This window comes from Rathayibacter rubneri, from assembly GCF_023743255.1.
Classification (GTDB): Bacteria; Actinomycetota; Actinomycetes; order Actinomycetales; family Microbacteriaceae; genus Rathayibacter; species Rathayibacter rubneri.
In genome coordinates this window covers 1-24,932 of record NZ_JAMRYM010000055.1, presented here as the reverse complement: position 1 = coordinate 24,932, position 24,932 = coordinate 1, and the positions used below count along the sequence as shown (strand labels likewise).

The following is a 24,932-nucleotide window of genomic DNA, read 5'->3' as shown; positions in this document are numbered from 1 at the left end:
GCCGCTCCGGCCCCCGTACCCCTCCGCCCCGCGGTCGCTGACAGCGCCGCCGAAGAAAGCAGGCAGTCATGCTCAAACCCTTCCTTCTCATCGGAGTCGGCGGCTCCGGCGGCAAGACCCTCCGCGGCATCAAGTACCAGCTCGAGCTCAAGCTCCAGCAGCTCGGCTGGGAGGGCGGCATCCCCGCCGCCTGGCGCTTCCTGCACTTCGACACCCCGACCGTGCAGGACGGCATGGAGTACCAGGCGCCCTTCCTGCCCCGGCAGGACTACCGCGGCCTCGTCAGCACCGCCGCGACGTTCGACATCGTGCACGGCTCGATCACGAGCGCCCACGCCACCAACAACGCGATGCGCCACGACATCGAGCGCCAGCTGCCCGACCCCCGCCAGGTGAAGGTCGACGTCACGAAGGGCGCGGGCCAGTACCGCGCCGTCGGCCGCGCCGTCGCGCTCGCCGCCACCAAGGAGATCGCCCAGGCCGCGCGCCTGGCGATCGGCAAGATGAACGACGCCGAGTCGCTCGCCGAGCTGCAGACGCTCGGCCAGCGCCTGCGCGCCCGCGACGACGGAGGAGACGGCAGCCCGATCGTCATCGTGATCTCGTCGGTCGCCGGCGGCTCGGGAGCGGGGCAGTTCCTCGACGTGATCGAGATCGTGAAGTCGACCGCCAAGCAGTACCCGTGGTCGAACCAGTTCTTCAGCATGCTCTACGCGCCCGACGTCTTCGATCAGCTGAACGTCACCGCCGGCATGCCCGGCAACGCGCTCGCCGCGATCTCGGAGACGATGAACGGCTTCTGGACCGACACCCCCTCGGCCGCCACCCTCGAGCTCCTGCGCACCAAGGGCGTCGCCCCCTCGTACGGAGCCGCGATGGACCGCGTCGGCGCCGCGTACCCCTTCATCGTGGGCCGCAGCAACAGCAAGGTCACCTTCGAGGACCAGAACGCCGTCTACGACGCCGTCGCCACCAGCCTCACCGCGTGGATGATCGACGAGCGCGTGCAGGACGACATGATCGCCTACTCCTCGGGCAACTGGCAGGCCCGCTCGGCCGCGAACGTGCTGCCCGACAACTCCGGGCTCATGAGCCCCGCGCACCACTCGCCGCCCTTCTCCTCGATCGGCTTCGGCCGGGTCACCCTGGGCCGCGAGCGCTTCCTCGAGTACTCCGCCGAGCGCTTCGCCCGCTCGGCCATCGACCGGATGCTCTTCGCGCACTCCGAGGAGGACCCGCAGTTCGAGCGGATGACCGAGCGCGAGTACATCGAGAAGTCGGCCGACAGCGAGTACCAGCGCTTCATCCGCGACCTGCGCCTGAACGAGGAGACCGCCGAGCACAACGACGTCACCGACGCGCTGCGCGACACCGCCGTGCTCGACGTGATCAAGGCGGAGCTGCAGCGCGGCGCCGACGAGGAGCTCAGCCGTCCGGAGTCGCTCGACCGCCAGGGCGGCGCCGACATCACCACCTGGTCCGACCGCCTCGTCAACGAGTACACGCGCACCGGCCCCCGGCTCCTCCAGCGCGACCGCGAGGCGCGCCAGCGCCGCCTCGACGAGTGGACGCGCACGATGCCCGGCCACCTCCTCGAGACGGTGTCGCGCTACGTCGCGCAGGACGGCCTCCCGGTCGTCGTGGCGATGCTCCGCCGCCTCGAGCGCGGCCTCAAGGGCACCGTCGACGCGCTGCGGATCGACGCGCGCCAGCACGAGGAGTGGGTGGCCGGCCTCGGCTCCCTCGTCTCGGACGAGCTGCGCACGGCCGCGAACCAGCAGTCCATCCGCCCCGATCAGGAGGCGGTGCAGTTCGCGATCCAGCGACTCGGGCAGGCGCTGGAGTGGTCCTCCGAGGCCGCTCTCCGCGACTCCGCCTCGGCTCTGCTCGCCGAGCTGCGCGAGACCTTCCTCGGCCCGCTCGCCGACTACCTCGACGGCTCGCGCACCGCGCTCCTGCAGCGCGTGAACGCGCGCAAGACGATCGACGACCGCGAGAACGCCTACGAGTTCTGGCCCCGCCGCGTCGACGAGACCGTGCCGCGCAAGTACACCCCGGCGCCGAACGAGCGGATGCTCGTGGAGCCCGAGAAGTACCCGGCCGAGTTCCAGAAGCTGGTGCGCGCCTCGGTCGACGGCGACGCCAAGTACCAGGACGCCGTGCTGCGCGTCCTCACCGATCTGCTGGTGGGCGTCAGCCCCGACTCCGAGGGCTCGGACGAGACCTGGTCGCTCGTCGCGAACCCGCGCACCTGGAAGCCGACCGTCACCGCGGATCCGGCCGTCTCGAACCCCGCGCAGCGCGCGACCTTCGACCTCGCCACCGACCCCGAGACGTACGTCGCCCGGGCCCGCGCGTGGATGAAGCGCGACGGCACCCCGTTCGCCGCCTACATCGGCGAGGACCTGCTCGGCTTCTTCGACTCCGAGGTGCTGCCGCCGAACGTCTTCGCCGAGCGCCGCGACCGCTACCGCGAGCAGCTCCAGGCCGCCCTCGGCGCCAGCGAGCCGCTCGTGAAGCTCAACCCCGCGCTCCTGCGGGCCGTGCACGGCAAGGCGATCAACGAGGACACCTCGCTGGTCTTCAGCTCCATCCCGTTCCGCGCGGGCACCGAGATGTACGAGGTGACCAAGGGCGTGCTCGGCCAGATGGGCGTCTGGGACGACGCGACCAGCGAGTCGTGGTTCCAGGATCAGAAGGTCGACGGCATCGAGGTCTTCGCGATGTCCGGGTTCCCCTACCAGCCCATCGTGATGGACTCGGTGATGGAGCCCATCGCCCGCGGCTGGCTCGCGCAGTCGAACACCCAGGACAGCCGCGAGGCGTTCTGGAAGTTCAAGCGCGCGCGACTGCTCGGCGAGAGCATTCCGGCGGATCCGCGCGCGATCGAGTCGATGATCCGCGGCTGGTACGTCGCCAAGGCCCTCGGCCGCCTCGCCGTCGACTCGACGCAGGGCGAGAAGGGCCCGAAGCTCTCGGTCTGGGACCCGGCGGCGCGCGGCTTCGCCGACTTCCCGCACCCGCTGCTCAGCGAGCGCAACGCCCGTCCCGCCGACTTCCCCGGAGTCGTTCTGCAGTCTCTCGCGATCGCGATGGCGCTCTGCAACGTCGACGGCACGCTCGCTCCGCTCGTCCCCTACCGCGTGCTCACGTCGCTCGGCGGCAGCCGCGGCGAAGAGACCGAGCTGGCCGAGTGGCTGCAGACGGGCGCCCTGCCCGCCGGCGCCCCCACTCCGGAGCCGTCGCGCGCCGGCACCGCCGAGGGCGACCTCGCGTCGCGCCGCACCGCCGTGCAGGCGTACCTCTCGGCCGAGCTCGCCAAGTTCGAGAGCGACATCGTGGCGCAGGACGACCGGGTGTCGGTCTACGACTACCCGGTGACCTGGGAGATGCGGGAGCAGTTCCGCGACGCCCTGCGGGGGCTGATCTCGTCGGTCCTGTCCACCGGTCCGCGCGACACCGGGGTCTGAGCGTGGAGTCGGATCCGCGGCCCGGCGGTTTCTGGCCCGACGGCAAGGCGGCGATCGTGCTGCTGCCCAGCGGCGCGCAGGGCGAGACCCTGCTCGAGCTCGCGGCGCAGTGGACGAAGACCGGCCTGCTGGGCCAGGCCCTCTGGGTGCTGCCCGAGCACGTGAGGACCTCGCCCTCCGCGCCTCCGAAGATCGAGGCCGTGGTGCTGGGAGTGGGCGCCGACCTCGAGTCGGTCGCGATCTCGGTCGACCTCTTCGAGGCCCTGGCCGAGGAGCAGCTCGCCCTGGTGCGCCTGATCACCCTCCGCTCGTCGCTGCCCGAGCGCGAGACCGACCAGGCGCAGGACGAGGTCGCCGACCTCGTCCGCTCGTGGGTGCGCACCTCGATGCCGCTGCCCAATCCCTCCGCGACCCTGGCCGACCAGACGACGGAGCTGCGCCACGTCACCCTGATCTGCGCGCCCACCGCGTTCCAGCTGCGCGAGCGCGTCGAGAGCCACGAGCACGGCTTCGTGGTCATCGCCTCGTCCGAGGACCGCTCGAGCCCGTGGTCCGGCGACGCCTTCGTGCGCGACGACGAGCGCTTCACCGGCTTCACGCTCACCCACCTCGCCTCGGTCGCCGGTCTCTGGAACGGCGTCAGCGAGGGCAGCGTCGAGCTGATGTCGCGCGAGAGCGACGGCGGCGCCTCGGTCTGGATCTCGCGCGTGTTCCTCAACGCGGTGCTGACGGAGTCGCTCGGCCGCCGTGTCGCCGCCGGCGTGCTCGAGAACGCGGCCCGCCCCGACTCCCTCCTGATCGACCCCAGTGTCAGCCCACCGCCGCCCGGCACCGCCTTCATCGAGGACGGCCGCATCGCCGGCTACGTCGACGGCATGGTCGAGGGCGCGCTCCGGCTCGACGGGGGAGCGCTCACCTACGACGCCGCCGGTGAGCTCGCCCTGCCCGAGGTGGACCGCATCGGCCTCGCCTCGCAGGGCGGCCGCTTCCTGGTGTTCGCGACGAGCAAGCTCGCGCAGATGCCCAAGTGGGCGCTGCGTCGCCTGACCTCGAGCACCTACCGCGCCGTCACCCGCGCCCTGCACACCGAGCAGGGCTCGGCCGTCGTCGGCACCTCGTTCGACGAGGTGCTCGACGTGCGCGACCGGCTGCTGCTCGCCGACCTGCGGCGCCTGCAGGAGGACGAGGCCCGGGCCCGCACCGAGGCCGACGCCCCTGCCGCCATGGCGCACGTCCGTACCACGCCCGAGCTCTGGGCCGGTCTGCGCGAGCTCGTCTTCGGCTCGCTCGACGGCAGCGCCGACCTGCGCGACGCCGGCTTCGCTCCCGTCGAGGGAGCCGTGCCGGTCTTCGGCCGCGTCGCCGACGTGCTCGCCCTGCCGGACGACGCGTGGAGCCCGGCCGGGCACGACGTGCCGCCCGGGTTCCCGAAGCGGGTGGACTGGTACGCGCTGACCCTGGAGGACCCTCGGCGGAGGCTCGAGGACTGGGTGACGGCGGCGGAGGGATCGGTGGCGGCGGTTCCCGCTGCTGCTGCTGCTGCTGCTCCCGAGCCCGCCCCGTTCGCCCCTCCCGAGGACGGCACCCGGATCGAGGAGCCCGCCGCCGAGTCGGCCGAGACCGCCTCGCCCGCCGAGGACCCCGAGACCCCCGCCCGCGTCCGCATCGAGCTCCCCGCCGAGCCCGACCCCGGCCCCGACCCGCTCCTCGCCGAGGAGCGCCGCTCGAGCCGCCTCCGCGCCCTCGCCGAGTACGACCTCTGGGCCGGCGCGCAGAGCACCTCCTTCGTCTGGCGCTTCCTCGATCGCCTCGCGGGCGAGCGTCGACGCGCCGAGGACGAGGCGGCGACCTTCGTCCGCGAGATCGACGCCCTCCGCCCGCAGCGCCCCGGAGAGCTCCTCGGCCTCCGCCGCGACTTCCACCGCTCGATGCTCGTCGGCTGGATCCTCGTGATCGCCCTGGCGCTCGCCGTCGGCTTCGGCCTCTGGCAGGTCAACGACTACGCCGCGCGCGATGCCGACGGCTCCTTCAACCCGGACCCGATCTCGGCCGTGCTGTGGTGGATCCTCGCCGGCCTCGGCGTCGCCGGGGTGACGCTCACCGTCGTCGCCCTGGCCCGCTACCACGCCGGCTGGTCGCGCTTCGAGCGGCGGATCCGTCTCGAGCGCGCCCGCCTCGCCCACCTCGGTGCGAGCGCCCGCCGCGCCCGCGAGGAGGCCGCGCGCCTGCGCTCCGTGCACCGGCAGGCCGTGGAGTGGCTGGTACTGCTCTCGAAGGCCATCCACCGCCCGTGGCACGTGCCGCCGGTGTGGACGCAGCACGAGACCTTCGACGTCGAGCGCGGCCACATGCCCTTCGCCGTGCGCCTCGCCACGGTGAGCGGGGAGGAGACCGCCGCCGTCGCCCGGATGCGCGCCGCCATGACCGCGCAGCTCGTCCGCCGTGGCTGGCGCCACGACGCCTTCGAGTCCCTCGTGCGCGAGATGGCCGCCGACTACGGATCCGGCCAGGGCTTCGGCCTCTCGGCCCTCGACGAGGACCTCCCGCACTCGTCCAACCACACCCGGCGGATGCTGCTGCGCGCCCTGGACGACGAGTCGCTCCTCACCCGCGTGGCCGCCCCGCGCCTCGCCGACATCGTCGCCTCCGTCACCCGCGACGAGGAGGCCATCGCCCGCCCCCGCGTCCGCCCGATGGGCACCAACCCGCTCAACGCCCTGCGCCGCCCCGAGGACTGGGACGGCGTCGAGCTCGACGTCCCCTGGGACGACTTCCTGCTCGACTCGCTGACCCGCCCCGACCCCATGACCCCCGTCAGTGCCACCGTGCTGACCGAGTTGCAGGTCGGTGAGCGCTACCACGAGCGCGTCACGAGCTTCCTCGTCGCCCCCGCCCGCCTGCAGGACCGCCTGCGCTTCGACCCCGGCACCCCCCTTCACGTGCTGCCCTACGAGAGCGCCACCGGCTCCCCGGTCGACCTCGTCTGGCGCGTCGACGTCGTCGGTCCTGTGCCCCGCTCGGCGATCCGCCTGTGGGACGCGGCGGCGCGCCCCACCGCTCCGGACGCCCCCGTCGACACCGACTCGGGCGTCTAGGGCGCGTGGCAGGCAGACCCGCGCCGCCGCGTCCGGGAGCGCGGCGGCCGGCGCCCCGTGCGCCTCGTGTGTCTCGTGTGCCCCGTCGTGCCCGCCGTCGTCGTCGGCCCGCGCTCGCCGTGACGCTGGCGCTGGTCGCGGCCGTCGCCGTGGCGTTCGCCGTGATGGCGGTGTCGGAGTCGGTGGCGCCGATGGGTCCGTGGCTCACGTCTCCGGCGCCGTCGTCGTCCGCCGCTGGACCCACTGCATCAGCGCCCACCCCGTCGTCTCCGGAGTCGCCCGCGCCGTCGTCTCCGGAGTCGCCCGCCCTCGCCCTCGTCGCCGCACTGCCGGCCGACGACGGCCGCGCCGATGTTCCCTACGATCGCGACCTCTTCGGCCAGTCCTGGTCGGACGTCGACCGCAACGGCTGCGACACCCGCAACGACGTCCTCGGCCGCGACCTCCTCGACCCCGTCTTCAAGCCCGGCACCCGCGACTGCAAGGTCCTCTCGGGCCTCCTGATCGACCCCTACGACGGCACCCCTGTGCAGTTCACCTCCGGCACCGACACCTCCCGCCTCGTCCAGATCGACCACGTCGTCGCCCTCGGCTGGGCTTGGCACCACGGTGCCTGGTCCTGGACCGACGAGCAGCGCCTCGCCTTCGCGAACGACCCCGCGAACCTCGTCGCCGCGTCGGAGGAGACGAACCAGTCGAAGAGCGACGCGGGGCCGGGGGAGTGGCTGCCGCCGGCGGCGGAGTTGCGCTGCGGGTATGTGGAGCAATTCGTGGGGGTGCTGAGCACGTACCGATTGGGGATCGGGGCGGAGGATCGGGCGGGTGCCGAGTCGACACTCGAGCGGTGTTCGCCGTCCGGAGCGGAGTGACTCGCTAACACGAGCGATATTCGCCGACATTCGGAATGTCCGTTCCTAGGGTCGGCCCTATGCCCGCCCTCACTCCAGCCGACCTGTCTCTCGAACTCGGCATACCGGAGAAGCGGATCCGAGATGCTCTCCGGGAATTCTTCGGAACTCTCGACATCGGCACTTCTCGCTGGGAGCTCAGCGATGAGCAGGCGGACGCGGTTCGCGATCGTTTCCGTGCGTTCGACTTGGCTCCGGGCGACAAGCTGCTGCGACGGCAGCTTCACGCACGCTTCGGCGGGGACTGGCGGCGCGGCATCTCAACGCCTGTGAATCGCCGGAACATCTTCGTCTTCACCGATCCCGTTCAGGGGTCGAAGTACGGTTACGACGTTCACGAGGGCCTTACACCCGAAGGTGACTTCCTCTACACCGGTGAGGGACCCAAGGGCCACCAGGACCTCAATCACGCCAATCGAGCACTGCGGGACTCCGAGAAGAACGGAATTCCCGTGAGGCTCTTCGCAGTCGATGGCACGGTCGTGACCTACGTTGGAACTTTCGTCCCCGATTCACCTGCGTATCACTCGCGCGAGGTCCCGGACGGGCAGGGAGTACTTCGACAGGCACTGATCTTCTCGCTCCTGCCGGTCGAGGCGGACCTTGAGCTCGTGGGACCGACCGGTGAACTCCTTCCCCCTCTGGAGATCCTCGATTGGCGGCCACCGGACTTCAGCGAAGTCTCGCTGAAGGATGCTGTGCGCGGGGGCTCTCGGTCGGTCTCAAGAGCGGAGTTCGAGCTGCAGCACGCGTTCGGGCGGTGGCTCATCGCCCGAGGAACTCCGCCTAAGACGATGAAGTTGCGAGTCGGTCACGTTCAGTTGCAGCCGGATCTCTACGTGCCCTCCCGTGGCTGGATCGTCGAGGCGAAGAAATCGACAGCCCGATCGCACGTCCGAATGGCGATCGGGCAGGTACTCGACTACGTCCTGCTCGCTCGGAGTTGCAACCTCGAAGTTGTTCCCGTCCTACTGCTACCTGGTCGGCTTCCCGACGACCTTCGAAAGTTGGTAGGAAGTCTCTCGATCGTCACTGTGTCGAAGACAACTACCGGATTCGAGATTATCGAATAGCACAGACAGTCCGAGCCGCCATTCGGTCATTCATCATTCGTGATGTGCGTGGTCTTAGGCGTTCGCCAGTTGAAGCAGCACCATTCGATCCAGCAGATCGATGTCTTCGAGCCCGTAGAAGTTCAATAGATACTCCATCCGACTCGTCGCGGTTCCCTCGGGCGCGAGGCGTGCGATCGCGAGGGCTTCGCGGAGCGGCACCTCCAACAGCCGACGCGCGCCAAGCGGCCGCACTCGGATTGCCGGGCTGCCGACGACGCGGAGCGATCTCTGTGAACCGAGGCCCGAGAGCTCGAAATCATCCGCTTCGATCCGACCGGCCTGGAGTAGGACCTCGATAGCAGAGCTGATCGCAGCATCGGCAGAGCTCAGGACGGTGTCATCCTCCACCGCTCCTGCGACCAACCGGCGAAGTCTCGACTGCAGTACCGGACCCTCTACCTCGACGGCGCTCTGAATCATGTCCTCGAGAGCGGAGGGCTCGAGGAGCTGTGTTGCTGAGAGCGCGGCCGGTCGGTGGTAAGCGAGATAGGTGGGCTCCACCAGGCCGAGTGAACGTTCTGGTACCTCTTCTTCGGGGACCACGGCGACCGAACCCGCGCCGCTAAGGTTCCGCTGGTCGTCGGACTCGGAGGCGGATCTCCCGGTGATCAATGCCGTCGAGAGCTCGACGATCTCATCGGCGAGCGATCCGATCTCCTTCGCTTCGAGTGCGGAAGTCTGCACGAAGGCGAGGAGCCTCCGGATCCTCTTCGTCGTGTCGCGAACAATGGCACGGCGCTCCGCCGTGACCGTTATGAAGGACCGGGCCAGGGCGCGAACGAGAGGACCGTCGCCGCCGATCGATCGCCTCTCGAAGAGTTGGTTCAAATCGCTTTCGGACAGATGCGTGAGTAGTTCCGGCTCTGGGCGGAACGCTTCTCCCTGCCACCAGAGACGAGCCCAGGTGTGCCGAGTGAGATCGGTGCCGATCCAACGTTCCTTGTTCCTATGGCCGAAGCGCCATTCGGTGACCTCGGGTAGAACTGCGAACGCGATGAACGACCAGACGTCTCCGGCAGCAGCTTCTGCGAAAGGGACGTCCACCAGATCTCGAACCAAGAACGCTGCTTCGCGGTCGAAGCGTCCATAGGTGTCCGCCCCGACTGGTTCGGGGAATCCGTGCGCCGTTGCGAGCTCGGTCAAGCGCTCGTGTAAGCGGCCGAAGTCGGACTCGTCTGCACGATTACCGATGGCACGCCACTGAGCGTCGCGGACAAGCGAGTGTCCGGCTGCAGCCTTTTCGTCCCGGATGCGCTCCCACTCGCTGGAAGCGACCGCCCTACTCAATCTAGGCCAGATGATCATTCGATCTGCCGCCCGACTCCGAGTCCCCGTACCTTCGACATGATCTCGGCTCGCCACATCGCCAGTTCCGCCGGCGCTGTCGGCACGGTCCCGAGATCGTCCGCCCGAGTCAGAAGCGAGTACAGGACGTACCCGACGGTCTCCTCCTCCCACCGCGTCTCTTCGGCCAGCTCGTGTTGAAGCATCGACGCCGATTCGAGCAGCAGCCCCAGCACACCTTCTTCCAGGGCGTCGAGGAGCATGCGCTCACGCTCGTTCGGCTTGCGGGAACCGATGGCTTTTGTCAGCTCCGTATCTCGTTCGTTGATCTGAAGTCTGAATCCGGCGAGGAAGGTCTGGTCCAGGTCCTGCGAGGTCTCGAGATGCCAACTGGCCTTATTGGGTAGTCGCGTCTTGACGAAATCGACGATCTCGACGGGGAACATTCCCACCGTGCCCTCTAGTGCGACGGTGAAGCGGCGATCCGCGAGCACGGAGCCGCGACGTCTGGCGGTTCCTGCGCCGACGTCGGCGCGAGGAAGCGCGACGACTGCGGTCGTCACCTCCACTTTTCCGTCCAGCCGGTCACCCGGCAGGGTCACCGTGAAGCTCGTGACGCCGGATTGAGCGAGGGCCTGACGCGGTGCTGCGGCTCGGAACCGGCTCGAGGAGCAGGACCAGGAAACGACAAGCGCCATCTCAGCAAGGGTGAGCCCCGTCTCGGTCTCGATCGCCTGAGGATCGATCTCCACGGAACCTCGGATGATCAAGTCGATCGAAGGGTCCCAGCCTTCGATCTCCTCTCCGAGCGGGACCCAGGTTTCACCGTCGAGCAGGTCGGGAACGGACCAAGTGATCGTCCCTGCTCGCGGCGTTCTATAGGGAGCTACGGCGAAGACCACGTCAGTTGTTCCAATCCACAGAAATTCGGACCACAGCGTCCTCGACGACACTGACCGTCAGCCACCACCGTTCGGTGGCCTCGTGCGACGGGGACAGCAAGGGACCTTCGGCGACCGCGCCGCTCTCGTCGTTCCGCCACTGGAACCCGGGACCGGCCGCGCCCTCCGGCGGATCCTCCTCCGTTCCGCCACCCTCGAGAACGATCTGCGCGGTCGCGAGCACCTCGCGTCGCTCCTCGGAGTCGGGTATTTCCACAAGTGCTCGGAAAAGCGCGACGCTGTTCTCCACGACGATGTCGGGGCCCTCGAGGACTCGAGGTTTTGCGGCTCGCCTCCTACGGGTGCCGCCGCCGCCGCCTCCAGCGCCGCCGCTTCCCGCGCCTCCTGCGCCGCTTCCCGCGCCCCCAGCGCCGCCGCCTTCACCGCCGGAGCCACTGCTTGTGGAAGCGTTCGGGCCGTCCGCGCCCGCACCTGTTCCTGAGAAGCTCCGCGTCACCGAACCCAGCCGCGCTGCCAGCCGACCAAGCCCTGCGGTGTCCGACGACGACTTCGACGGACGTCGCGGATTGATCTCCTTCTGGATGTGGTTGCGGAGGAAGGGACCGAGATCGCGGACGACGCCGAGGTCGGTCCCGCGGAGGCCGGCCAATACCCAGGCGTCGTGGGTCGGCGGCTCTGCTCGTCCGAACACCTCGTCCGCCTCTCCGGAGCCGATGAACACACCTGCGTATCCGAAGCGGGGGTCCGGGTGCTCGTCTCCGGCGAAGTAGTCGACCACGAGTTCGACACTCCGCATTCGTGCGACATGCCGACGTGGTCCGTCGAACGGGCGGGCTTCGTCGAACTCCGCGTCCGACGGCTGCGCCTCCGACAGCTGAAGAGCGAGGGTTCCGACGTCGAACGGTGCCCGCTTCCTCTCGTACTTGTAACCCTCTCGGCGACGAGCTTTCTCGAGAGCCAGGACGAAGGCCTCCATCGAAGGGATCCGATCCGCGGAGGGCACTGCAGTCATCTCACCATCGACACTCGTCGACAGCCGCAGAACCCCTTCTGGCGATTCCACGGTCTTCGGCCAGAGATGCCACACCATCGACGAGCGCAGGAAAGCAATCGCTTCCTCCACCGTCCGGCTGCGGTCCGGGTCGAACATGCCGAGGCTGGGGTCGATGATGACGACGTCCGTTCCGTGCTCTCCTTCAGCGAATCCGGGCAGGCCGAGATCGGAGGACAGGCGGCTCGCCTCGTCTCCTGTCACCGGATCCGGCACTCCACCGACGATGTCACCCCACCAGTGGCGGCCCGTGTAGACGTCGTCGCCGTCGGTCCATTTGTGCGTCATCGCCGCGCCCATCACCCGCCGACCAGCCTTTCGGTCGACGGCATGAGTGTCGACGAGGATCGCACTCGCGCGACTGACGGAGTAGTAGATACCTTTCCCGAAGCCGTAAGTACCACCGCCCAGCGACTGGTTACGTGGTTCACCGACGTTCCGGAGGAACTGGACGAAGTCCGGTCGCTCGTTCTCCTCGACTCTCAGATCCGCGCGAGCGGGGCCACCGAGGCCCACTGTCCCCCGGTCGCTCACCGTCATGACCAGCGTCTCAGAAGTCCATTCAGTGGAGCCGAACAGCCCGCTCGCTTCGGGAAGGTTCGACTGCAAGTGCGCGCGCCAGATCTCTGCTCTGTCGCCGAGCCGCGAGATGTCGATGTTGAACCGCACTTCCCGGCCCGCTCGCGCATCCCAGGTGTTCTGAGCGGCTTCGCGCGCGAGGACCGTGAGCGGGTCCAGTCGGGGTTGACCGAGCTGCTTCTTGATGCCGTCGGCTGCAGCTGATCCCTCCGGCGCGAATCGCTGCGACCACCACTCAGGCATGAAGGACCTCTTTCAGGAGTTCGTCGAGATCCTGTCCCGAACTGTGAGGGAGGAGTGCCGCTGTGCGAATGCGGTAGCTGACGTCGGAGAAATCGTCCCGGGAAGCGTTGCTCGACACTGCCAGGTGCGGTGTGTCCGGGGTGATCCGAAGGACGATGACGAAGCCTGTGGCGAACCGCGCGAAACCGGCGCCGTCGTGATCCATATCGACATGGGCGGCGGTGAGGGGTTTTGCCAGGTCCACTCCGTACGCGTCTCGGATACTACGCGCCGTCTCGATGATCGTTGCTCCGTCCTCCGCCTCGAAGACCTCGACGAGGGTCAGGTGAAGAGGCCGACCCTCGTGTTCCACCAGTTGAGCGAGTCCATGGATCTCGACCGTCGTGGAATCGCCCATCGCCTTGACCTCGACGCATCCTCCGCCGAACTCGAAATCGTGGGGTTCGCGGAAAGGACCGCGCCAGGCCCCGGCCGAGGTCGGGTCTATCGCGAGAGCGCGGTCGAGAAGCATCAATTCCGCGGCGAGACCCATCTGCTCGAGAAAGGAGATCCGCTTCGGGCGCTGAAGAGCTAGCAGTCGGCGCCAGCGCTCGACTGCATCCAGAGCCGATGCACCGGCCGTCTCGAGTGTTTCGATCGAATCGACCACCTCGTCGATCAGCAGATCGAATTCAGTATGCACTGTCACGTCCAGACAGGCGATGTCGAGAACGAGACCGGTTTCGTCACCGAAGGCCAAGGGCGAGACGTCGAAGGCGACGGCCTCACCGTCAGCGGGCATCCGGTCCGGTCTCGTTCTGATCGGCACCAGAAGATGTCGATGACCGTCCTCGTCTATCGCCGCCCGTACATGCTTCGCTCCGACTGCTCTCAGGAGGTACGACTCGAATCGGCTCTCCGTCGGTCGCCCGAGGACTGCCCAAGCGCCGGCCGTCGACGATCTCGAACTCACTCGGACGATTCCGTCTCGGTGTCTTCGTCGACTCCTTCTGTCCGATCGTCGGGCGTCTCGATCTCCATCGCCGACAGGTCGACCGACACCTTCGACGCCGCGACGACGAGCTCGTCGGACGATTGGCTAGGGAAGACGATTCCGAGGCCGACGGGTATCTCCTTCGCACCCATCGACAGACGATCGTGTCGAACGCCGCCTCCTTGGCCGGCCTCAGGGTCGATGAAGTAGAGGACCAGGAGGCCTTCCCTGTGGGCGGTCTCGTCGGTGTCACGGAGACCCCTCAGATCCTCCTCCTTCGTCCGGCGCGCTTCGGATCGCGTGAGGTGGAGGTCGGCAACACGGTCCTCCTTGCTCATCAGAGTCTTGATGTCCGCCCGGTCGGGGTTCTCCTTGTCGTTCACACGCCCGCGTGTCACCAGACGGACTGAACGGTTCCCGATCGTCGCTTCGCGGCCCTGAGGGGACTCGACGATCGCGACCGACCAGGTCGAGAGGCTCTTGTCGGTGGCAGTGACGCAACGGGCGATGTACTCGCTCATGAGCGCGGGGTCGACGTCCTTCGATGCGCTGTGAACGGAGTACGAGGAGAGGAACTGCTGCACTAGCCCTGACGGCACGTGGCGGAAGAGCCGCGCGCCGGTGTTTCCTCTCTCGAGTTCGAGACCCGCTCGATCGCACTCACCAAGGAGGCGTGTCGCAGCGTCCAGATTCTTCTTCAACCACGTCGGGTCCTGGTTGTGGAAATAGCGGGTCTGGAATCGTCGCCCTTCGAACGAGACGAATTGGGGCGATGCCGCGCCCATTTTCGCCGTGATCCGCAGAGCTGGATGAGTGCTGATGCGGACGGCCGCCTGCTCAGGTGTCACGTCCTCTCGCTGGAAGCGGTCGATGTCGTCCCTCATCTCGTACTCGACTCGGGAGAGATGGCGGAAGTTGTTCTGGAGCTCCTCCGTCATCCAGATGCGGGGGAGCTCTTCGTAGCCCGTCCGGTACCCGAACCATCGCCCCATCTGCATGAGGGTGTCGTACGCGCTCGCGGCACGGACGAAGAAGCTCACGACGAGTCCCTCGAGTGTCAGTCCGCGCGAGAGCGTGTTGCCGCCCACGGCGATGACGACCTGAGAAGGTCGCGAGTTGTAGTCGAGCCGATCGGTGCTTCGGAAGTTGTCGAGAACGACTCTCGCGTCCGCCACCGCCGGTCGCAGTGCGGGCAGCAGCTCGTCGAACGTCGAAGCCTTCCTCAGCGGGTCGGGCGACGGGACTCTCGCGCTCTCACGTTCCCACAGCGATCGAAGTCGCTGCTCGGTTTTCGACCCGTCAGCGCGCAGCCCCGCGGCAGTGGCCGCCTGGTACTCCTCGATCACGGGTCGGAAAGCTTCGTGGGCGGACGTCTTCACGGTGGTGTGTACCAGCATCGAGCTGTGACCGAGGTCGCCTCGTGCACGCCGTGCGGCCGTGGCCAACCAGAACCAGTCCAGTGCGTCCGCGAACTCCTCCGTCAGCTCCGGAACGAAGGTGGCGGCGTCCTTCGTTCCCGGTCGGAGCTTCGCTACGTCCTCGTCCGGGACGATCCGGACCATGTCGTAGCCGTCCTCCGGCTCGTCCGTCGCCCCGAGCTCGGAGGTGACGACATCGCGCCCGAAGATCTTCTCCGGCCCGAAGTAACCGTCCGGTCGCGGAAGGCTCAGGATGAAATCTCGAGGATACAGATCGCTTTTGTCGTAAGGATTGATGAAGACGTTCGCGAAGGGGGTCGCCGTGTAACCGATATAAGTCGATTTCGACGCGAGCTTGAGGAGGTCGGTGATCAGCGGATTGATCGTGTTCGTCTCGACCGATGCTTGATCGGCCTCGTCGTCGATCACGAGCATCGGCCGTTCCTTGAGCGCGGTCCGCGCCCCGTCGGTCTCGAGCCACTTCTTCAGCTTCCGCAGCACGGAAGCGTTCTTCTTGACGACGGCCACGCCCGTCTGGTTGCCCGAAAGCAGCGCTGCGGCGTCGAAGGACGGCAGCCTGAAGTCGCGATCGAGTTCTGTCAGGCGGAACCAGTCCTTGGCCGGAACACGAGCCAGTGCTTCCTCCAGGCGCATCTGCGTCTGCTTCCGCAATGCGTTGTGAATGCCGGAGAGGACGATGATCAGCCCGTACTCGAGGTCGGCCATCTTCGCGGCGGTCGCGAGGAAGTTCGTCGTCTTCCCGCTCTGGACGTAGCCCACGACAAGACCCCGAGTACCCCAGGTCGACTTGTCGGGTCGTTCGGTGTGCGCGACGACCTTGTCCGATGACCTGTTGACGCTCAGGAGCCGATCGTCGTTCCAGCCCTCCGACTGGAACTGGTCGTAAAGCGCGTTCCAGAACTTGTCCTTGGGTGTGGGGCCCGGATACCAGTCCGGCCGACCCGCGGCGATGATGACCGGCCCACCGGTCTGAACCTTCTTGCGGTCCGAGTCGAACCTCTCGCGAAGGGCCGTGAGGGTCTCGGCCGGGAGCACACCCGCCATCGATTCCGCTGCCGCTTCGACCCCGTGCTGCCGGGCGTAGAGGGCGAACATTCCGTAGAACATGTCGACGCTGATGAGATCACTGATCCTTCGTTGGACGCTGATCTTCGAAGCCTATATCGACGACGAGTGCTGCTTAGAACCGGGTGCGCTGAGCGTTGGAGGCGACGCGGCGAGGCGGCTCTTCGACTTCGACGGGATTACTCAGAACAGCTGAACACGTTCCGCGCCGCGGAGTGCTGTCGAGACCCCCCTGCGTGCAGGGAGAGTAACAGGGGTGAGTGATGGGGCCGTTCTTCCGTCCACCGCTTCGACGAGATGCCCTGCGATCGCAGCGCCGAGCGGAATCGGAACAGCGTTCCCGATCTGCCTCGCGATCGCGGTCCTCGACCCGACGAACTTGTAATCGGTGGGGAACCCCTGCAGGATCGCCGCTTCGTACAGGGAGATCGAGCGCATCGCCTCCGGGTGGAGGTAGCGGCCCTTCTCAGGCTTGAAGAACTCCGTGCGGATCGTGACCGCCGGCCTGTCCCAGTGGAGTCGGCCCATGACATCCGCGGACCCCGAGCGGTGGTTCTGCCAGCACTTCGCCTGAAGGTCGAACGGCAGGTCGAAACGATTCCCACCCACCGGGATCTTCTGGAAACGCCGGAGCGAGAGGGATGAGTACTTCCTACCGGTGTGCAGCTCTAGACCCGAGAACGGCCCCTTGAAGATCTTCCCTGCGAACTCGATCGTGCGCGGAGCCAGGTCCTGCTCGTCGATCGTCTGGAACGAGATCCGGTGCTCGGTGATCAGGGCGTCCCGCACCGTGCGATGACGGCCGAGATGAGTCGGGACAGGAAAGCCGGGGACGGCGAGGTCTCGTCGGTGTCCGATGAGGACCGCACGCTTGCGGGCCTGCGGAGCGCCGTAATCAGCAGCGTTGAGGATCCGGCATTCGAAGGCGTAGTCCTCGAGGATCCCACCGGGCTGAATCGCGGCCTCGAACTCGAGGAACTGCGCCGATTTGGTGAATGCGGCCACGTTCTCGACGACGAAGTACTTCGGGCGGACGCGACGGATCGTCTCCGCGTAGGTCCGCCACAGGTCGTTCCGTTCGTCCTCGACGTCCTGCTTGCCGAGAGTCGAGAAGCCCTGGCACGGTGGGCCCCCGATCACGATGTCGATGTCGGTGGGCATGTCCGCCTCGGCCAGCCAGCTCTGGATGCTGCCCGCCCACGCCTTGCCGCGACCGAAGTTCTCCTCGAAGGACGCCGCGGCCGCGATGTCCCACTCGACAGCGGCGACGGTCTCGATCCGGGGCGATGCCGCGTGGAATCCGGCGGTGAGGCCCCCCGCGCCGGCGAACAGATCGAGGGTGCGGATGGGGCGGGGGGTCATGTGACAAAGGTACCGGGCGCGAAAGGGCCGTGGAGCTAGGTCAGCCCGTAGTCTCGAGCGATGTCATGGGCTTCGAGCGACGGCGTCCGGCGGTCGATGCTCTCGAATCGCGGACGTGACACGAAGGTCGAGCTGCGGGTGCGATCCGCACTTCATGCGGCGGGGCTGCGCTATCGCCTGCAGGTGAAGGTGCCCGGGTCGACGCGACGCACCATCGACGTCGCCTTCCCGAAGCAGCGGGTCGCGGTGTTCCTCGACGGCTGCTTCTGGCACGGCTGTCCGATCCACCACACGGTGTCGAAGACGAACGCCGGATTCTGGGCCGACAAGGTGGCGACGAACCGCGAGCGAGACCGCGATACCGACGGCCTGCTGCAGGAAGCGGGTTGGGTGTCCCTCCGATTCTGGGAACACGAGGAGGTCGATGTCGTGGTCGACATCGTCTCGGCGTCGGTCGCCGCTCGCAGAGCAGGTTCCGCAAGTGCTCGCCCCGAGGTCGAGGACGAACAACCCTCGAGCGGATCCCGAACCGGTGCTGATCCTTGCTGACCGTGGCCTAGGCCCCGGCGACCAGCTTCGCCACAACCGGAAGATCCGGGGTCGCCCACTCGAAGCTCGACAATTCCTCCCGAGTCAGCCAGCGAAGCGCGTCGTGATCAGTGCTCACGAGCGGAGCCGAACCCTGCAGCTCGTCCACCAGCAGCTCAACCGGATGACGCGAGAACCCACCTCGGTGTCGTCGACGCTCAGCAGACTTCCCACGCGGACAGCGACTCCGAGCTCTTCCGCGATCTCCCGTTCGAGCGCCTGCTCGGGCGTCTCCCCGGGCTCGATCTTTCCGCCCGGGAACTCCCACAGGCCGCCGGCCGACTTCTCAGGGCGGCGCCGGCACGCGAGGATCCGGTTTCCGTCGGTGATGACGGCGGCCACGACCTCGAGAATCTGCATCCCTCGATCATGGTCGCCCGCCAGTGATCCCGTCACTTCTTCAGCGGGTCGTTCCCCCAGTTCATCAGCGAGTACCGCCACTTCGTCTCCGTGACGTCGCCGTCCGGACGCTGTGCCGAGTGCCGGTGCACGTAGCCGACGACCTTCTTCATGTGCGCGTAGTCGTCGTCGCTGAGGTCGGCCTGCTTCGTGCCGAGGATCTCGATGATGCGGCGGCCGCTGTGGTGGCCGACCGACTCGCCGCCGTCGGACTTCTGACCGACCTCCTTCGACTCGTCCGTGTCGAGCCAGCTCTCGATCTGCTTGGCCGTCATGTTCACGGCCTCGTGGAAGTCGTCGCGGATGCTCTTCTGCTCGTCCTGGTCCGCCATGTCGCTCCTCCTGTCGCTGCGCTTCGCCGCGCCCTCCTACCAGAGCGGCTGCGGAGGGAGAGGTCAAGCCCCGACCGCTCGGCCCACGCCGCGCGTAGCGTCACCCATATACGGGGGTCGCAGCCCCCTCCTGTCGTCCGAGAAGAGAAAGAGACACGCATGCCGTCACGGAACACGCTCGTCCGAAGCCTCCACGACCTCGGCGCCGCCGCCTGGTTCGGCGGATCCCTCATGGGTGCCGTCGGCCTGAACGGTGCCGCGGCCACCTCGTCCGACCCGTCGGAGCGCCTCCGCGTCGCGTCCGTGGGTTGGGCCCGCTGGACGCCCGTGCAGCTCGCCGCCATCGTCGCCCACGGCGTCGGCGGCATCGGCCTGATCCTCGCGAACAAGACCCGCCTCGCGAACCAGCAGGAGAGCCGCACCAACACGATCGTCAAGACGGTCGTCACCGGTCTGGCCGGCGCCGCCTCGCTGACCGCCGCTCTCGCCGGAGCGAAGCAGGCGAAGCACATCGAGGAGGGCGCTGAGGGCGTCACCGAGGCGTCGCCGCAGAACTCGGCCGAGCTGACCACCGCTCTGCGCGTGCAGAAGGCCACCCAGTGGCTGATCCCCGCGCTGACCTCGGTCATCATCATCCTCGGCGCCCAGCAGGGCGAGCAGCAGCGCCCGGTGAAGGGCCTCTTCGAGACCACGGCGCGCATGTTCCGCAAGTAGTCCCGGAGCAGCACACGCAGAAGGACGGATCCGCCGGCAGTCGCGATCCGTCCTTCTTCGTATGCGGTGGGCGAGAATCTCCCCGGGCCCGACCGGGCCCGCTCAGCAGGGAGGGTGCCGTGTCCTTCGACGCCGACGACCCCTACCCGGATCCGCCCCCGCGCGTCCCCCGCCCGGGCGAGCGCGAGCCCGCACGTCTCGCGAGCCGCATCGAGGCGGTCCTGCTCCTCGTCCTGCTGGTGGGCCTCGGCGCCGGCCTCTCGTTCCTCGTCCTGATCCTCCAGATGGGGATGGACGCGTGCGGCGGGAGCCCCGGCGGGTGCGACTTCGCCCTTCTGACCGTCACGACGTGGATCGTCCCGGCCGTGGTCGGCCTGTTCGCGGTGCTGACGCTCGTCGCGGTCGTCCGCCGGCCGACGACGTCGCGTCAGGGGTGGATGGTCCCGGTGCTCGGGATGGCGGCGGCCGTTGCGGCCTTCCTCCTCGCGGGGGTCCTCGTCGCGGTCGCGCTTCAGGGCGTGAGCGGGTGATCGTTCTCTGAGGTGACGTGCCCTCGATCGGCGACCAGTTCTGCGGCCAGGGAGGAGACCTCCTCGAGCAGCCGCTCCGGCGCGGCCGCGAGATCCAGTCGACGGATGTGCAGCTCCACCGCCGCACCGCGCACCGAGTACGAGGACCTGCCCCGCCCGACCGAGATGAGCCACCCGTCCCGGAGCCCCAGGACGGTGCAGTAGGCGTGCATCTGGTAGAGATCCTCCACGCGGGAGGCGCCGGTCTTGTACTTCGCGTCCGCCACGATCCGCGGGCGTCCGGAGCGGACGTGCACGATGTCGGGCCGCACCGGCTGCCGCCCGCGCTCGTCGAGGGTCGCGGGGTACTGGGCCAGCGTGACTCCCGACGAGAGCGGCGCGAGAGCCTCCCGCAGCGCTGTCGTGACGAAGCTCTCGAAGAGACCGGCCATGTCGACGACGAACGAGGCGAGAGGTGATTCGCCCGCGGCGCTCGAAGGGGACCGGCGCTCGAGGATCAGCATCGCGAAGGCGAGTGCCGGCGCGTAGTGCGCATTCAGGCGGCTCCGACGCACGGCGGGCACCGGCGCACCACGGCGGAGTCGCTCGACCCCGTCGAGGCGTCCGTCGAGATGCACGAGGCGACGACGCAGCGCATCGCGGAGTCGGGGCAGCGTCAGCAGGGCACTGAGAGCAGCGCGCAGCACGATGTTCTCGGCGATGTCGATCGTGTACTCGTCGATGGACAGCTCGAGCGGCAGCAGTCGCCCACCTCGAGAGACCTGGTCGGACATGCGGATGCGCCCGCGGACGGTGACCGCGGTCTCGTCGTAGGTGCGGTAGCCCTGCAGAACGCCCCGGGCGAGAGCACGCTCGGCGAGCCGGGCGAACGTCTCCGCGACGGCGGACGCGAGGTCGTCGTCCGGCGTCGCATCGACGTCCTCCGGGCGGAAACCCGGATCACGGGCGTATCCGAGCAGGAACAGCAGCGACCCGAGCGGAGTCTTCGGTCGCACCAGGATCTCGTCGTCGCCCCAGCGCACCGCTCCGACCTTGTTCGACGCTGCGGCGATCTCGACCCCGGTGCGACTCAGCCGGGACTCGACGAGCCCAGCTGACGTGGCTGCGGCGATGACCTCGGAGGAGAGGTCGCACGTCCGCCAGCCTCCGTTCTCCTCGAGCGAGACGCGGGTCACGGCTCGTCGATCTCGTCGTCCACCACCGGCGCGGTCAGGTCGAGGGCGTCGAGCCCGAAGCGAGCCCGGACCTCATCTCGAGACAGGCGGCCGTAGTAGTGCTCATCGAGCAGGGGCAGGATGTCGTGCTCCCAGATGCGAGCGAGTCCCTCCTCCGTCCGGGCACTGCCGCGGAGGAGGTAGGAGGGGCCGATCTGGAAGTCGCGGTCCGTCTCGCCGATGCGCTCGTTCAGGGTCTCGAGCAGCGCGCCGCGCCGCGTCGTCCGCCCCTCGACACGGTGGATCAGCCCGCGCACCGGCTGCTGGGCCGGATGGAGCTCGAAGAAGGCGAAGCGCCGCCTGATCGCCGCGTCGACGAGCGAGATCGAGCGGTCCGCCGTGTTCATCGTGCCGATGATGAACAGGTTCTTGGGCAGTGCGAACGGCTCCTCGGGGGAGTACTGGAGCGACACCTCCTCGTCGCGGTACTCGAGGAGGAAGTACAGCTCGCCGAAGATCTTCGCCATGTTGCCGCGGTTGATCTCGTCGATGATGAGCACGTGCGGGACGGCCGGGTTGCGGACCGCCGACTGCGCGAGCAGGCGGAGCGGTCCCTTCGCCAGGCGGAACACCGCGGAGCCGCTCGCGTCGGTCGCGGGTCGGAAGCCCTCGAAGAAGTCCTCGTAGGAGTAGGAGGGATGGAACTGCACGATCCGGACAGCCGTGGCGGGAGCGGCGAATCGGGCGAGGGCGCGCGCGACGAACGTCTTCCCGGTGCCGGGAGGACCGAACAGGATGATCTGCCTCCGCTCCTCGAGGACCGCGGTCACGTCGTCCAGCCAGGCCCGGTCGTAGTGGAGACCGGCCGCGAACTCGGCCGTGGGGCGCGGGAGGCGGAGGTCGAGCGGTGCGGGTGCGGGCATCGACAGCGGTTCGACGCGGGTGAAACCAGCCTCCTCCGAGAGCGCAGCCAGGACCGCCTCTGGAAGGGCCTCCTCCGGCACGCGCTCGTCCTCCCACCGGACTGAACGCTGCGCACGGTCGCCGGGCATCCATCGTCCGCTCCGCAGTGTCCCCACCCGGATACCGAGATCGTCCCGCACCAGGATCTGCTCGCCCGGACGCATCCCGGTGAGCACGGCTGCTGTCGAATCGACCCGCTGCAGGAGTGCGGGCATCGGTTCCGCTCAGTCCCACCGCCTCAGTGCGGCCGCTCGGATGACGGAACGGCTCGCTCCGAAGTCGGCGGCGATCGCTCCTGGGTAGCCGATCGTGTCTCCGAGCACCGCTGCGCTCGGGACGCACCAGGCGGCCGGAGCGTCGCTCCGATCGGCGTCCCGCCACTCGGTGCTCCACGGCGGCAGGTACCAGTCGATGTCGAGTCGGCCCTGCGGATCCAGGCGATCACGCAGATGGAGGAGATCGCGGTCGAGATCGTTCGTGGCGCCCGTGGTCAGCACGGGTGCGAATGCATCGCGGATCCTCGTCTTGTCGGCGGTGGAGACGATCCGTTCGAAGACGCTGGGCCAGGTCAGCGCGAGCAGGGCGTTCTGGATCGCGGGAGAGGCGGGCTCGACGATGGACGTCTGCTTGCGGAACAGCCACGGATCGCCGAGAGCGGCATCGCGGGTGTCGAGGTCGAGACCGTCCCAGTGCTCGATGAACGAGCACAGCCACTGCAGGTGGCGAGCGATCTGAGGCGTGAACCCTGCCCCGCCGTGGAAGATGCCGCGGACATCGAAGGCCGCCGATACCTCCTCGGGAAGATCGGGCGCATAGGGCAGCGTCGCGAGGATGTCGCGGAGGAGCTCCCGCTTCGTCTCGGCGCCGACGTTGGTGAGGGGAAGCCGCTGGACGAAGCACAGCTCAGCAGCGAGGAGGGTGACCGCCCGTGGTGCATCGGCGAGCTGGAGGAGAAGCCGGCTGCGGAAGCCGCCGCTCGCATCGGGCACCGCGTCGAGCGCCTCGCGCAGCCCTCGTGCTGCCGGTGCTGTCCACGTGCGGAGAGTCTGATCGAGGGGTGAAGCCCCGCCGCTGAGGCCGGGAGTGAGAACGACACCGGCTGCAGCGGCGATCGCTCGACGCTCGGCGCTGCCGGTCGGAGCGGCTGACGTGGAGTGGACCTGCTCGTCCTCCTGCCCGCGCAGGAGCAGGCAGTCGGAGCACCATCCGGGATCGGTCAGCTCGCGCGGGTCGCGATCGGGGGCTGCGAGCCACGCGTCGCGCACCTCCGCTTCAGTCCACGACCGACGTGGCTGCGTCACTCCGTGCCGACAGGTCGGCACGTGCAGTCGTCCGGAGCGGGCCTCGAGGTAGTCGCCATCGGATGCTGCGAGGCTCCAGTCCACTCCGTCGAATGAGCGGGAGGACCCGTCGAGGGGCTCGCGCTCGAGCGCGGCATCAGTGCCGAGGATCTCGAAGCCCAACTGCGCGAGGATGCGCCGCGCCTGGGCGGAGTCGAACGGCTTGGTGATCAGCCCGGTCGCCACCGCGAGCACCTGCTTCACCGGCCACCGCCGCCCGAGCGCCTCGATCGAGTACTTGGTGACGGCCGCCGGTTCGACCGCGCCGAGCGCAGCCTCCACCGACTCCCGCGTGAGCTCGTACGGATCTCCGTCGATCGTGAACTGCAAAGCGCCTCCCGCTGTCAGGGCGATTCTGCCGGACGCCACTGACGCAGGAGGACGGGCAGGCCCTCAGTCCGACGTCGTCGTGCAGAACGCCGCCGCGAACGCGCCCGTGCTCGTCTGCTCCGCGATGCCCTCGCCGTCGACGCGGCCGGTGATCGCTCCGGCGTCGTCGGCCCGTCCAAGGCCTGCCGAGGGGCCGCGGCATCCGCCTTGACGCTCTATCTCTACATAGCTAGATTTGCGCGCATGACCCCGCTCGCCCGCCTCACGCCCGCCACGGTCGACGTGCTCCGCGTCCTCCTCGACGACGGCGCGTCCGTGTGGGGGATGCTCGTGATCAAGCGCACGGGCCGTCCGGCCGGCAGTGTCTATCCGATTCTCGAGCGGCTCGAGGGCGCGGGGTGGGTCGCCTCGTCGTGGGAGCCGGACACCGATCGCAGCGGTCCTCGGCGGCGGCTCTACGAGCTCACGGGCGACGGCGCGGAGGCGGCCCGCTCGGCCGTCGCGCGCTTCGAGGCCGTGAAGGCCCGTCCCGCCGGCCGTCTCTCCGGAGCGGAGGCCCGCGCGTGATCGACCTGCTGCTGCGCCTGCTCGCCCGTCTCCTCCCTCCGCTGGCCCGCGAGCGCTACCTCGAGGAGTGGCGGGCCGACGTCGCCGGCGCCGCCGAGGCGGGACTGCGCCGCCGCGACGTGGTGCTCGGCGCCCTCGTGCTCAGCGCCACCCTCGACCGGGCGCTGCCCGCGCACTCGGGGGAGCCGCTCTTCCTCCGTCCCCGTCGCCTCGCCCGCCGCGGACTCGGCCTGCTGACGGCCGCGGCCGTCGTGCTGATCGGCTACACCCTCACGGCCGGCGGCATCGTGCCCGAGAACGCGCCGGCCGGAGTCGTCGCCGCGCTGCAGCTGACCGGGCGGCTGGTCGTCGCCCTGGCGCTCGTCGCGGGGGTGATCGGAGTGGTCCACCTCGCCGGTGCCGCGCGCTCGGCCATCAGCGCGTAGATCGTCACGAGGTCGGTGCCGGGCACCTTGGCGAGCGGGTTCCAGACGAGCAGGTCGATCGCGCCGAGCACGACGACGGCGAGCAGGAGCGCCGCTCCCCCGAG

The 24,932-nt window shown here is 68.5% G+C and carries 20 protein-coding genes; 9 read left to right on the top strand and 11 right to left on the bottom strand.

What is annotated here, in order from left to right; all coding sequences use genetic code 11:
- Window positions 1–68: 68 nt before the first annotated feature.
- The 4 genes from NB037_RS12545 to NB037_RS12530 all read left to right on the top strand — a co-directional run bounded on the left by NB037_RS12545 (window position 69) and on the right by NB037_RS12530 (window position 8,546).
- The gene (locus tag NB037_RS12545) at window positions 69–3,470 is read left to right on the top strand and encodes a tubulin-like doman-containing protein (protein ID WP_251946243.1); all 3,402 of its coding nucleotides are present in this window, start codon (window positions 69–71) and stop codon (window positions 3,468–3,470) included.
- 2 nt (window positions 3,471–3,472) lie between these two features.
- Window positions 3,473–6,565, top strand: a complete 3,093-nt coding sequence (locus tag NB037_RS12540) for a hypothetical protein (RefSeq protein WP_251946241.1) — start codon at window positions 3,473–3,475, stop codon at window positions 6,563–6,565.
- A gap of 77 nt (window positions 6,566–6,642) precedes the next feature.
- Window positions 6,643–7,434: an HNH endonuclease family protein gene (locus NB037_RS12535; protein WP_251946239.1), complete on the top strand. Its 792-nt coding sequence runs from the start codon at window positions 6,643–6,645 to the stop codon at window positions 7,432–7,434.
- A 59-nt stretch (window positions 7,435–7,493) separates the two neighbouring features.
- A complete protein-coding gene (locus NB037_RS12530) occupies window positions 7,494–8,546 on the top strand; it encodes an SRA domain-containing endonuclease (RefSeq protein WP_251946237.1) in 1,053 nt (350 codons plus the stop codon).
- Window positions 8,547–8,600: 54 nt separating this feature from the next.
- Here NB037_RS12530 and NB037_RS12525 read toward each other — a convergent pair whose 3' ends face one another.
- The 6 genes from NB037_RS12525 to NB037_RS12500 all read right to left on the bottom strand — a co-directional run bounded on the left by NB037_RS12525 (window position 8,601) and on the right by NB037_RS12500 (window position 17,486).
- Window positions 8,601–9,893, bottom strand: coding sequence for a DUF6339 family protein (locus NB037_RS12525; RefSeq protein ID WP_251946235.1), 1,293 nt, complete (start codon window positions 9,891–9,893; stop codon window positions 8,601–8,603).
- Window positions 9,890–10,774, bottom strand: coding sequence for a hypothetical protein (locus NB037_RS12520; RefSeq protein WP_251946232.1), 885 nt, complete (start codon window positions 10,772–10,774; stop codon window positions 9,890–9,892). The genes NB037_RS12525 and NB037_RS12520 overlap by 4 nt, the downstream gene beginning before the upstream one ends.
- A gap of 1 nt (window position 10,775) precedes the next feature.
- Window positions 10,776–12,647 carry a hypothetical protein gene (locus tag NB037_RS12515; protein WP_251946230.1) on the bottom strand — a complete coding sequence of 624 codons (1,872 nt, stop codon included), beginning with the start codon at window positions 12,645–12,647 and terminating at the stop codon, window positions 10,776–10,778.
- Window positions 12,640–13,599, bottom strand: coding sequence for a PD-(D/E)XK motif protein (locus NB037_RS12510; RefSeq protein WP_251946228.1), 960 nt, complete (start codon window positions 13,597–13,599; stop codon window positions 12,640–12,642). Before NB037_RS12510 ends, NB037_RS12515 begins: the two co-directional genes overlap by 8 nt.
- Window positions 13,596–16,166 (bottom strand): Z1 domain-containing protein, encoded by a 2,571-nt coding sequence (locus NB037_RS12505; protein WP_251946226.1) that lies wholly within the window; start codon window positions 16,164–16,166, stop codon window positions 13,596–13,598. Before NB037_RS12505 ends, NB037_RS12510 begins: the two co-directional genes overlap by 4 nt.
- A gap of 141 nt (window positions 16,167–16,307) precedes the next feature.
- Complete coding sequence (locus tag NB037_RS12500) at window positions 16,308–17,486, bottom strand: DNA cytosine methyltransferase (RefSeq protein WP_251946224.1); 1,179 nt, start codon at window positions 17,484–17,486, stop codon at window positions 16,308–16,310.
- Window positions 17,487–17,546: 60 nt separating this feature from the next.
- Here NB037_RS12500 and NB037_RS12495 point away from each other — a divergent pair, with 60 nt between their 5' ends.
- Complete coding sequence (locus tag NB037_RS12495; RefSeq protein ID WP_251946222.1) at window positions 17,547–18,035, top strand: very short patch repair endonuclease; 489 nt, start codon at window positions 17,547–17,549, stop codon at window positions 18,033–18,035.
- Window positions 18,036–18,149: 114 nt separating this feature from the next.
- Here NB037_RS12495 and NB037_RS12490 read toward each other — a convergent pair whose 3' ends face one another.
- Together NB037_RS12490 and NB037_RS12485 are read right to left on the bottom strand one after the other, a co-directional pair.
- The gene (locus NB037_RS12490; RefSeq protein WP_251946220.1) at window positions 18,150–18,434 is read right to left on the bottom strand and encodes a (deoxy)nucleoside triphosphate pyrophosphohydrolase; all 285 of its coding nucleotides are present in this window, start codon (window positions 18,432–18,434) and stop codon (window positions 18,150–18,152) included.
- Window positions 18,435–18,466: 32 nt separating this feature from the next.
- Window positions 18,467–18,805: a DUF3140 domain-containing protein gene (locus NB037_RS12485; protein WP_251946219.1), complete on the bottom strand. Its 339-nt coding sequence runs from the start codon at window positions 18,803–18,805 to the stop codon at window positions 18,467–18,469.
- Between the two features lie 159 nt (window positions 18,806–18,964).
- On the opposite strand from NB037_RS12485, the gene NB037_RS12480 reads away from it, so the two are divergent.
- Entirely contained in the window at window positions 18,965–19,519 is a 555-nt protein-coding gene (locus NB037_RS12480) for a hypothetical protein (RefSeq protein ID WP_251946217.1), read from the top strand.
- A 119-nt stretch (window positions 19,520–19,638) separates the two neighbouring features.
- Window positions 19,639–20,049, top strand: a complete 411-nt coding sequence (locus NB037_RS12475) for a hypothetical protein (RefSeq protein ID WP_251946215.1) — start codon at window positions 19,639–19,641, stop codon at window positions 20,047–20,049.
- Here the strand turns inward: NB037_RS12475 and NB037_RS12470 are convergent.
- Genes NB037_RS12470 through NB037_RS12460 form a run of 3 tightly spaced genes read right to left on the bottom strand, consistent with a single transcriptional unit; the run spans window position 20,031 to window position 23,836 of the window.
- The gene (locus NB037_RS12470) at window positions 20,031–21,224 is read right to left on the bottom strand and encodes an McrC family protein (protein WP_251946213.1); all 1,194 of its coding nucleotides are present in this window, start codon (window positions 21,222–21,224) and stop codon (window positions 20,031–20,033) included. The two genes, NB037_RS12475 and NB037_RS12470, sit on opposite strands and share 19 nt — an antisense overlap.
- Complete coding sequence (locus NB037_RS12465) at window positions 21,221–22,381, bottom strand: McrB family protein (protein ID WP_251946211.1); 1,161 nt, start codon at window positions 22,379–22,381, stop codon at window positions 21,221–21,223. The genes NB037_RS12470 and NB037_RS12465 overlap by 4 nt, the downstream gene beginning before the upstream one ends.
- A gap of 9 nt (window positions 22,382–22,390) precedes the next feature.
- Window positions 22,391–23,836, bottom strand: a complete 1,446-nt coding sequence (locus NB037_RS12460; RefSeq protein WP_251946209.1) for a hypothetical protein — start codon at window positions 23,834–23,836, stop codon at window positions 22,391–22,393.
- 243 nt (window positions 23,837–24,079) lie between these two features.
- Between NB037_RS12460 and NB037_RS12455 the strand changes: the two genes are divergently transcribed.
- A complete protein-coding gene (locus tag NB037_RS12455) occupies window positions 24,080–24,403 on the top strand; it encodes a PadR family transcriptional regulator (protein WP_251946208.1) in 324 nt (107 codons plus the stop codon).
- Window positions 24,400–24,828: a hypothetical protein gene (locus NB037_RS12450; RefSeq protein WP_251946206.1), complete on the top strand. Its 429-nt coding sequence runs from the start codon at window positions 24,400–24,402 to the stop codon at window positions 24,826–24,828. The genes NB037_RS12455 and NB037_RS12450 overlap by 4 nt, the downstream gene beginning before the upstream one ends.
- Window positions 24,829–24,932: the final 104 nt, after the last annotated feature.

Excerpts from the sequence above, each read along its gene's own strand:
- NB037_RS12545 (WP_251946243.1), top strand. The coding sequence starts at position 69 with ATGCTCAAACCCTTCCTTCTCATCGGAGTCGGCGGCTCCGGCGGCAAG.
- NB037_RS12530 (WP_251946237.1), top strand. The coding sequence starts at position 7,494 with ATGCCCGCCCTCACTCCAGCCGACCTGTCTCTCGAACTCGGCATACCG.
- NB037_RS12525 (WP_251946235.1), bottom strand. The coding sequence starts at position 9,893 with ATGATCATCTGGCCTAGATTGAGTAGGGCGGTCGCTTCCAGCGAGTGG.
- NB037_RS12515 (WP_251946230.1), bottom strand. The coding sequence starts at position 12,647 with ATGCCTGAGTGGTGGTCGCAGCGATTCGCGCCGGAGGGATCAGCTGCA.
- NB037_RS12505 (WP_251946226.1), bottom strand. The coding sequence starts at position 16,166 with ATGTTCTACGGAATGTTCGCCCTCTACGCCCGGCAGCACGGGGTCGAA.
- NB037_RS12500 (WP_251946224.1), bottom strand. The coding sequence starts at position 17,486 with ATGACCCCCCGCCCCATCCGCACCCTCGATCTGTTCGCCGGCGCGGGG.
- NB037_RS12495 (WP_251946222.1), top strand. The coding sequence starts at position 17,547 with ATGTCATGGGCTTCGAGCGACGGCGTCCGGCGGTCGATGCTCTCGAAT.
- NB037_RS12490 (WP_251946220.1), bottom strand. The coding sequence starts at position 18,434 with ATGCAGATTCTCGAGGTCGTGGCCGCCGTCATCACCGACGGAAACCGG.
- NB037_RS12485 (WP_251946219.1), bottom strand. The coding sequence starts at position 18,805 with ATGGCGGACCAGGACGAGCAGAAGAGCATCCGCGACGACTTCCACGAG.
- NB037_RS12480 (WP_251946217.1), top strand. The coding sequence starts at position 18,965 with ATGCCGTCACGGAACACGCTCGTCCGAAGCCTCCACGACCTCGGCGCC.
- NB037_RS12465 (WP_251946211.1), bottom strand. The coding sequence starts at position 22,381 with ATGCCCGCACTCCTGCAGCGGGTCGATTCGACAGCAGCCGTGCTCACC.
- NB037_RS12455 (WP_251946208.1), top strand. The coding sequence starts at position 24,080 with ATGACCCCGCTCGCCCGCCTCACGCCCGCCACGGTCGACGTGCTCCGC.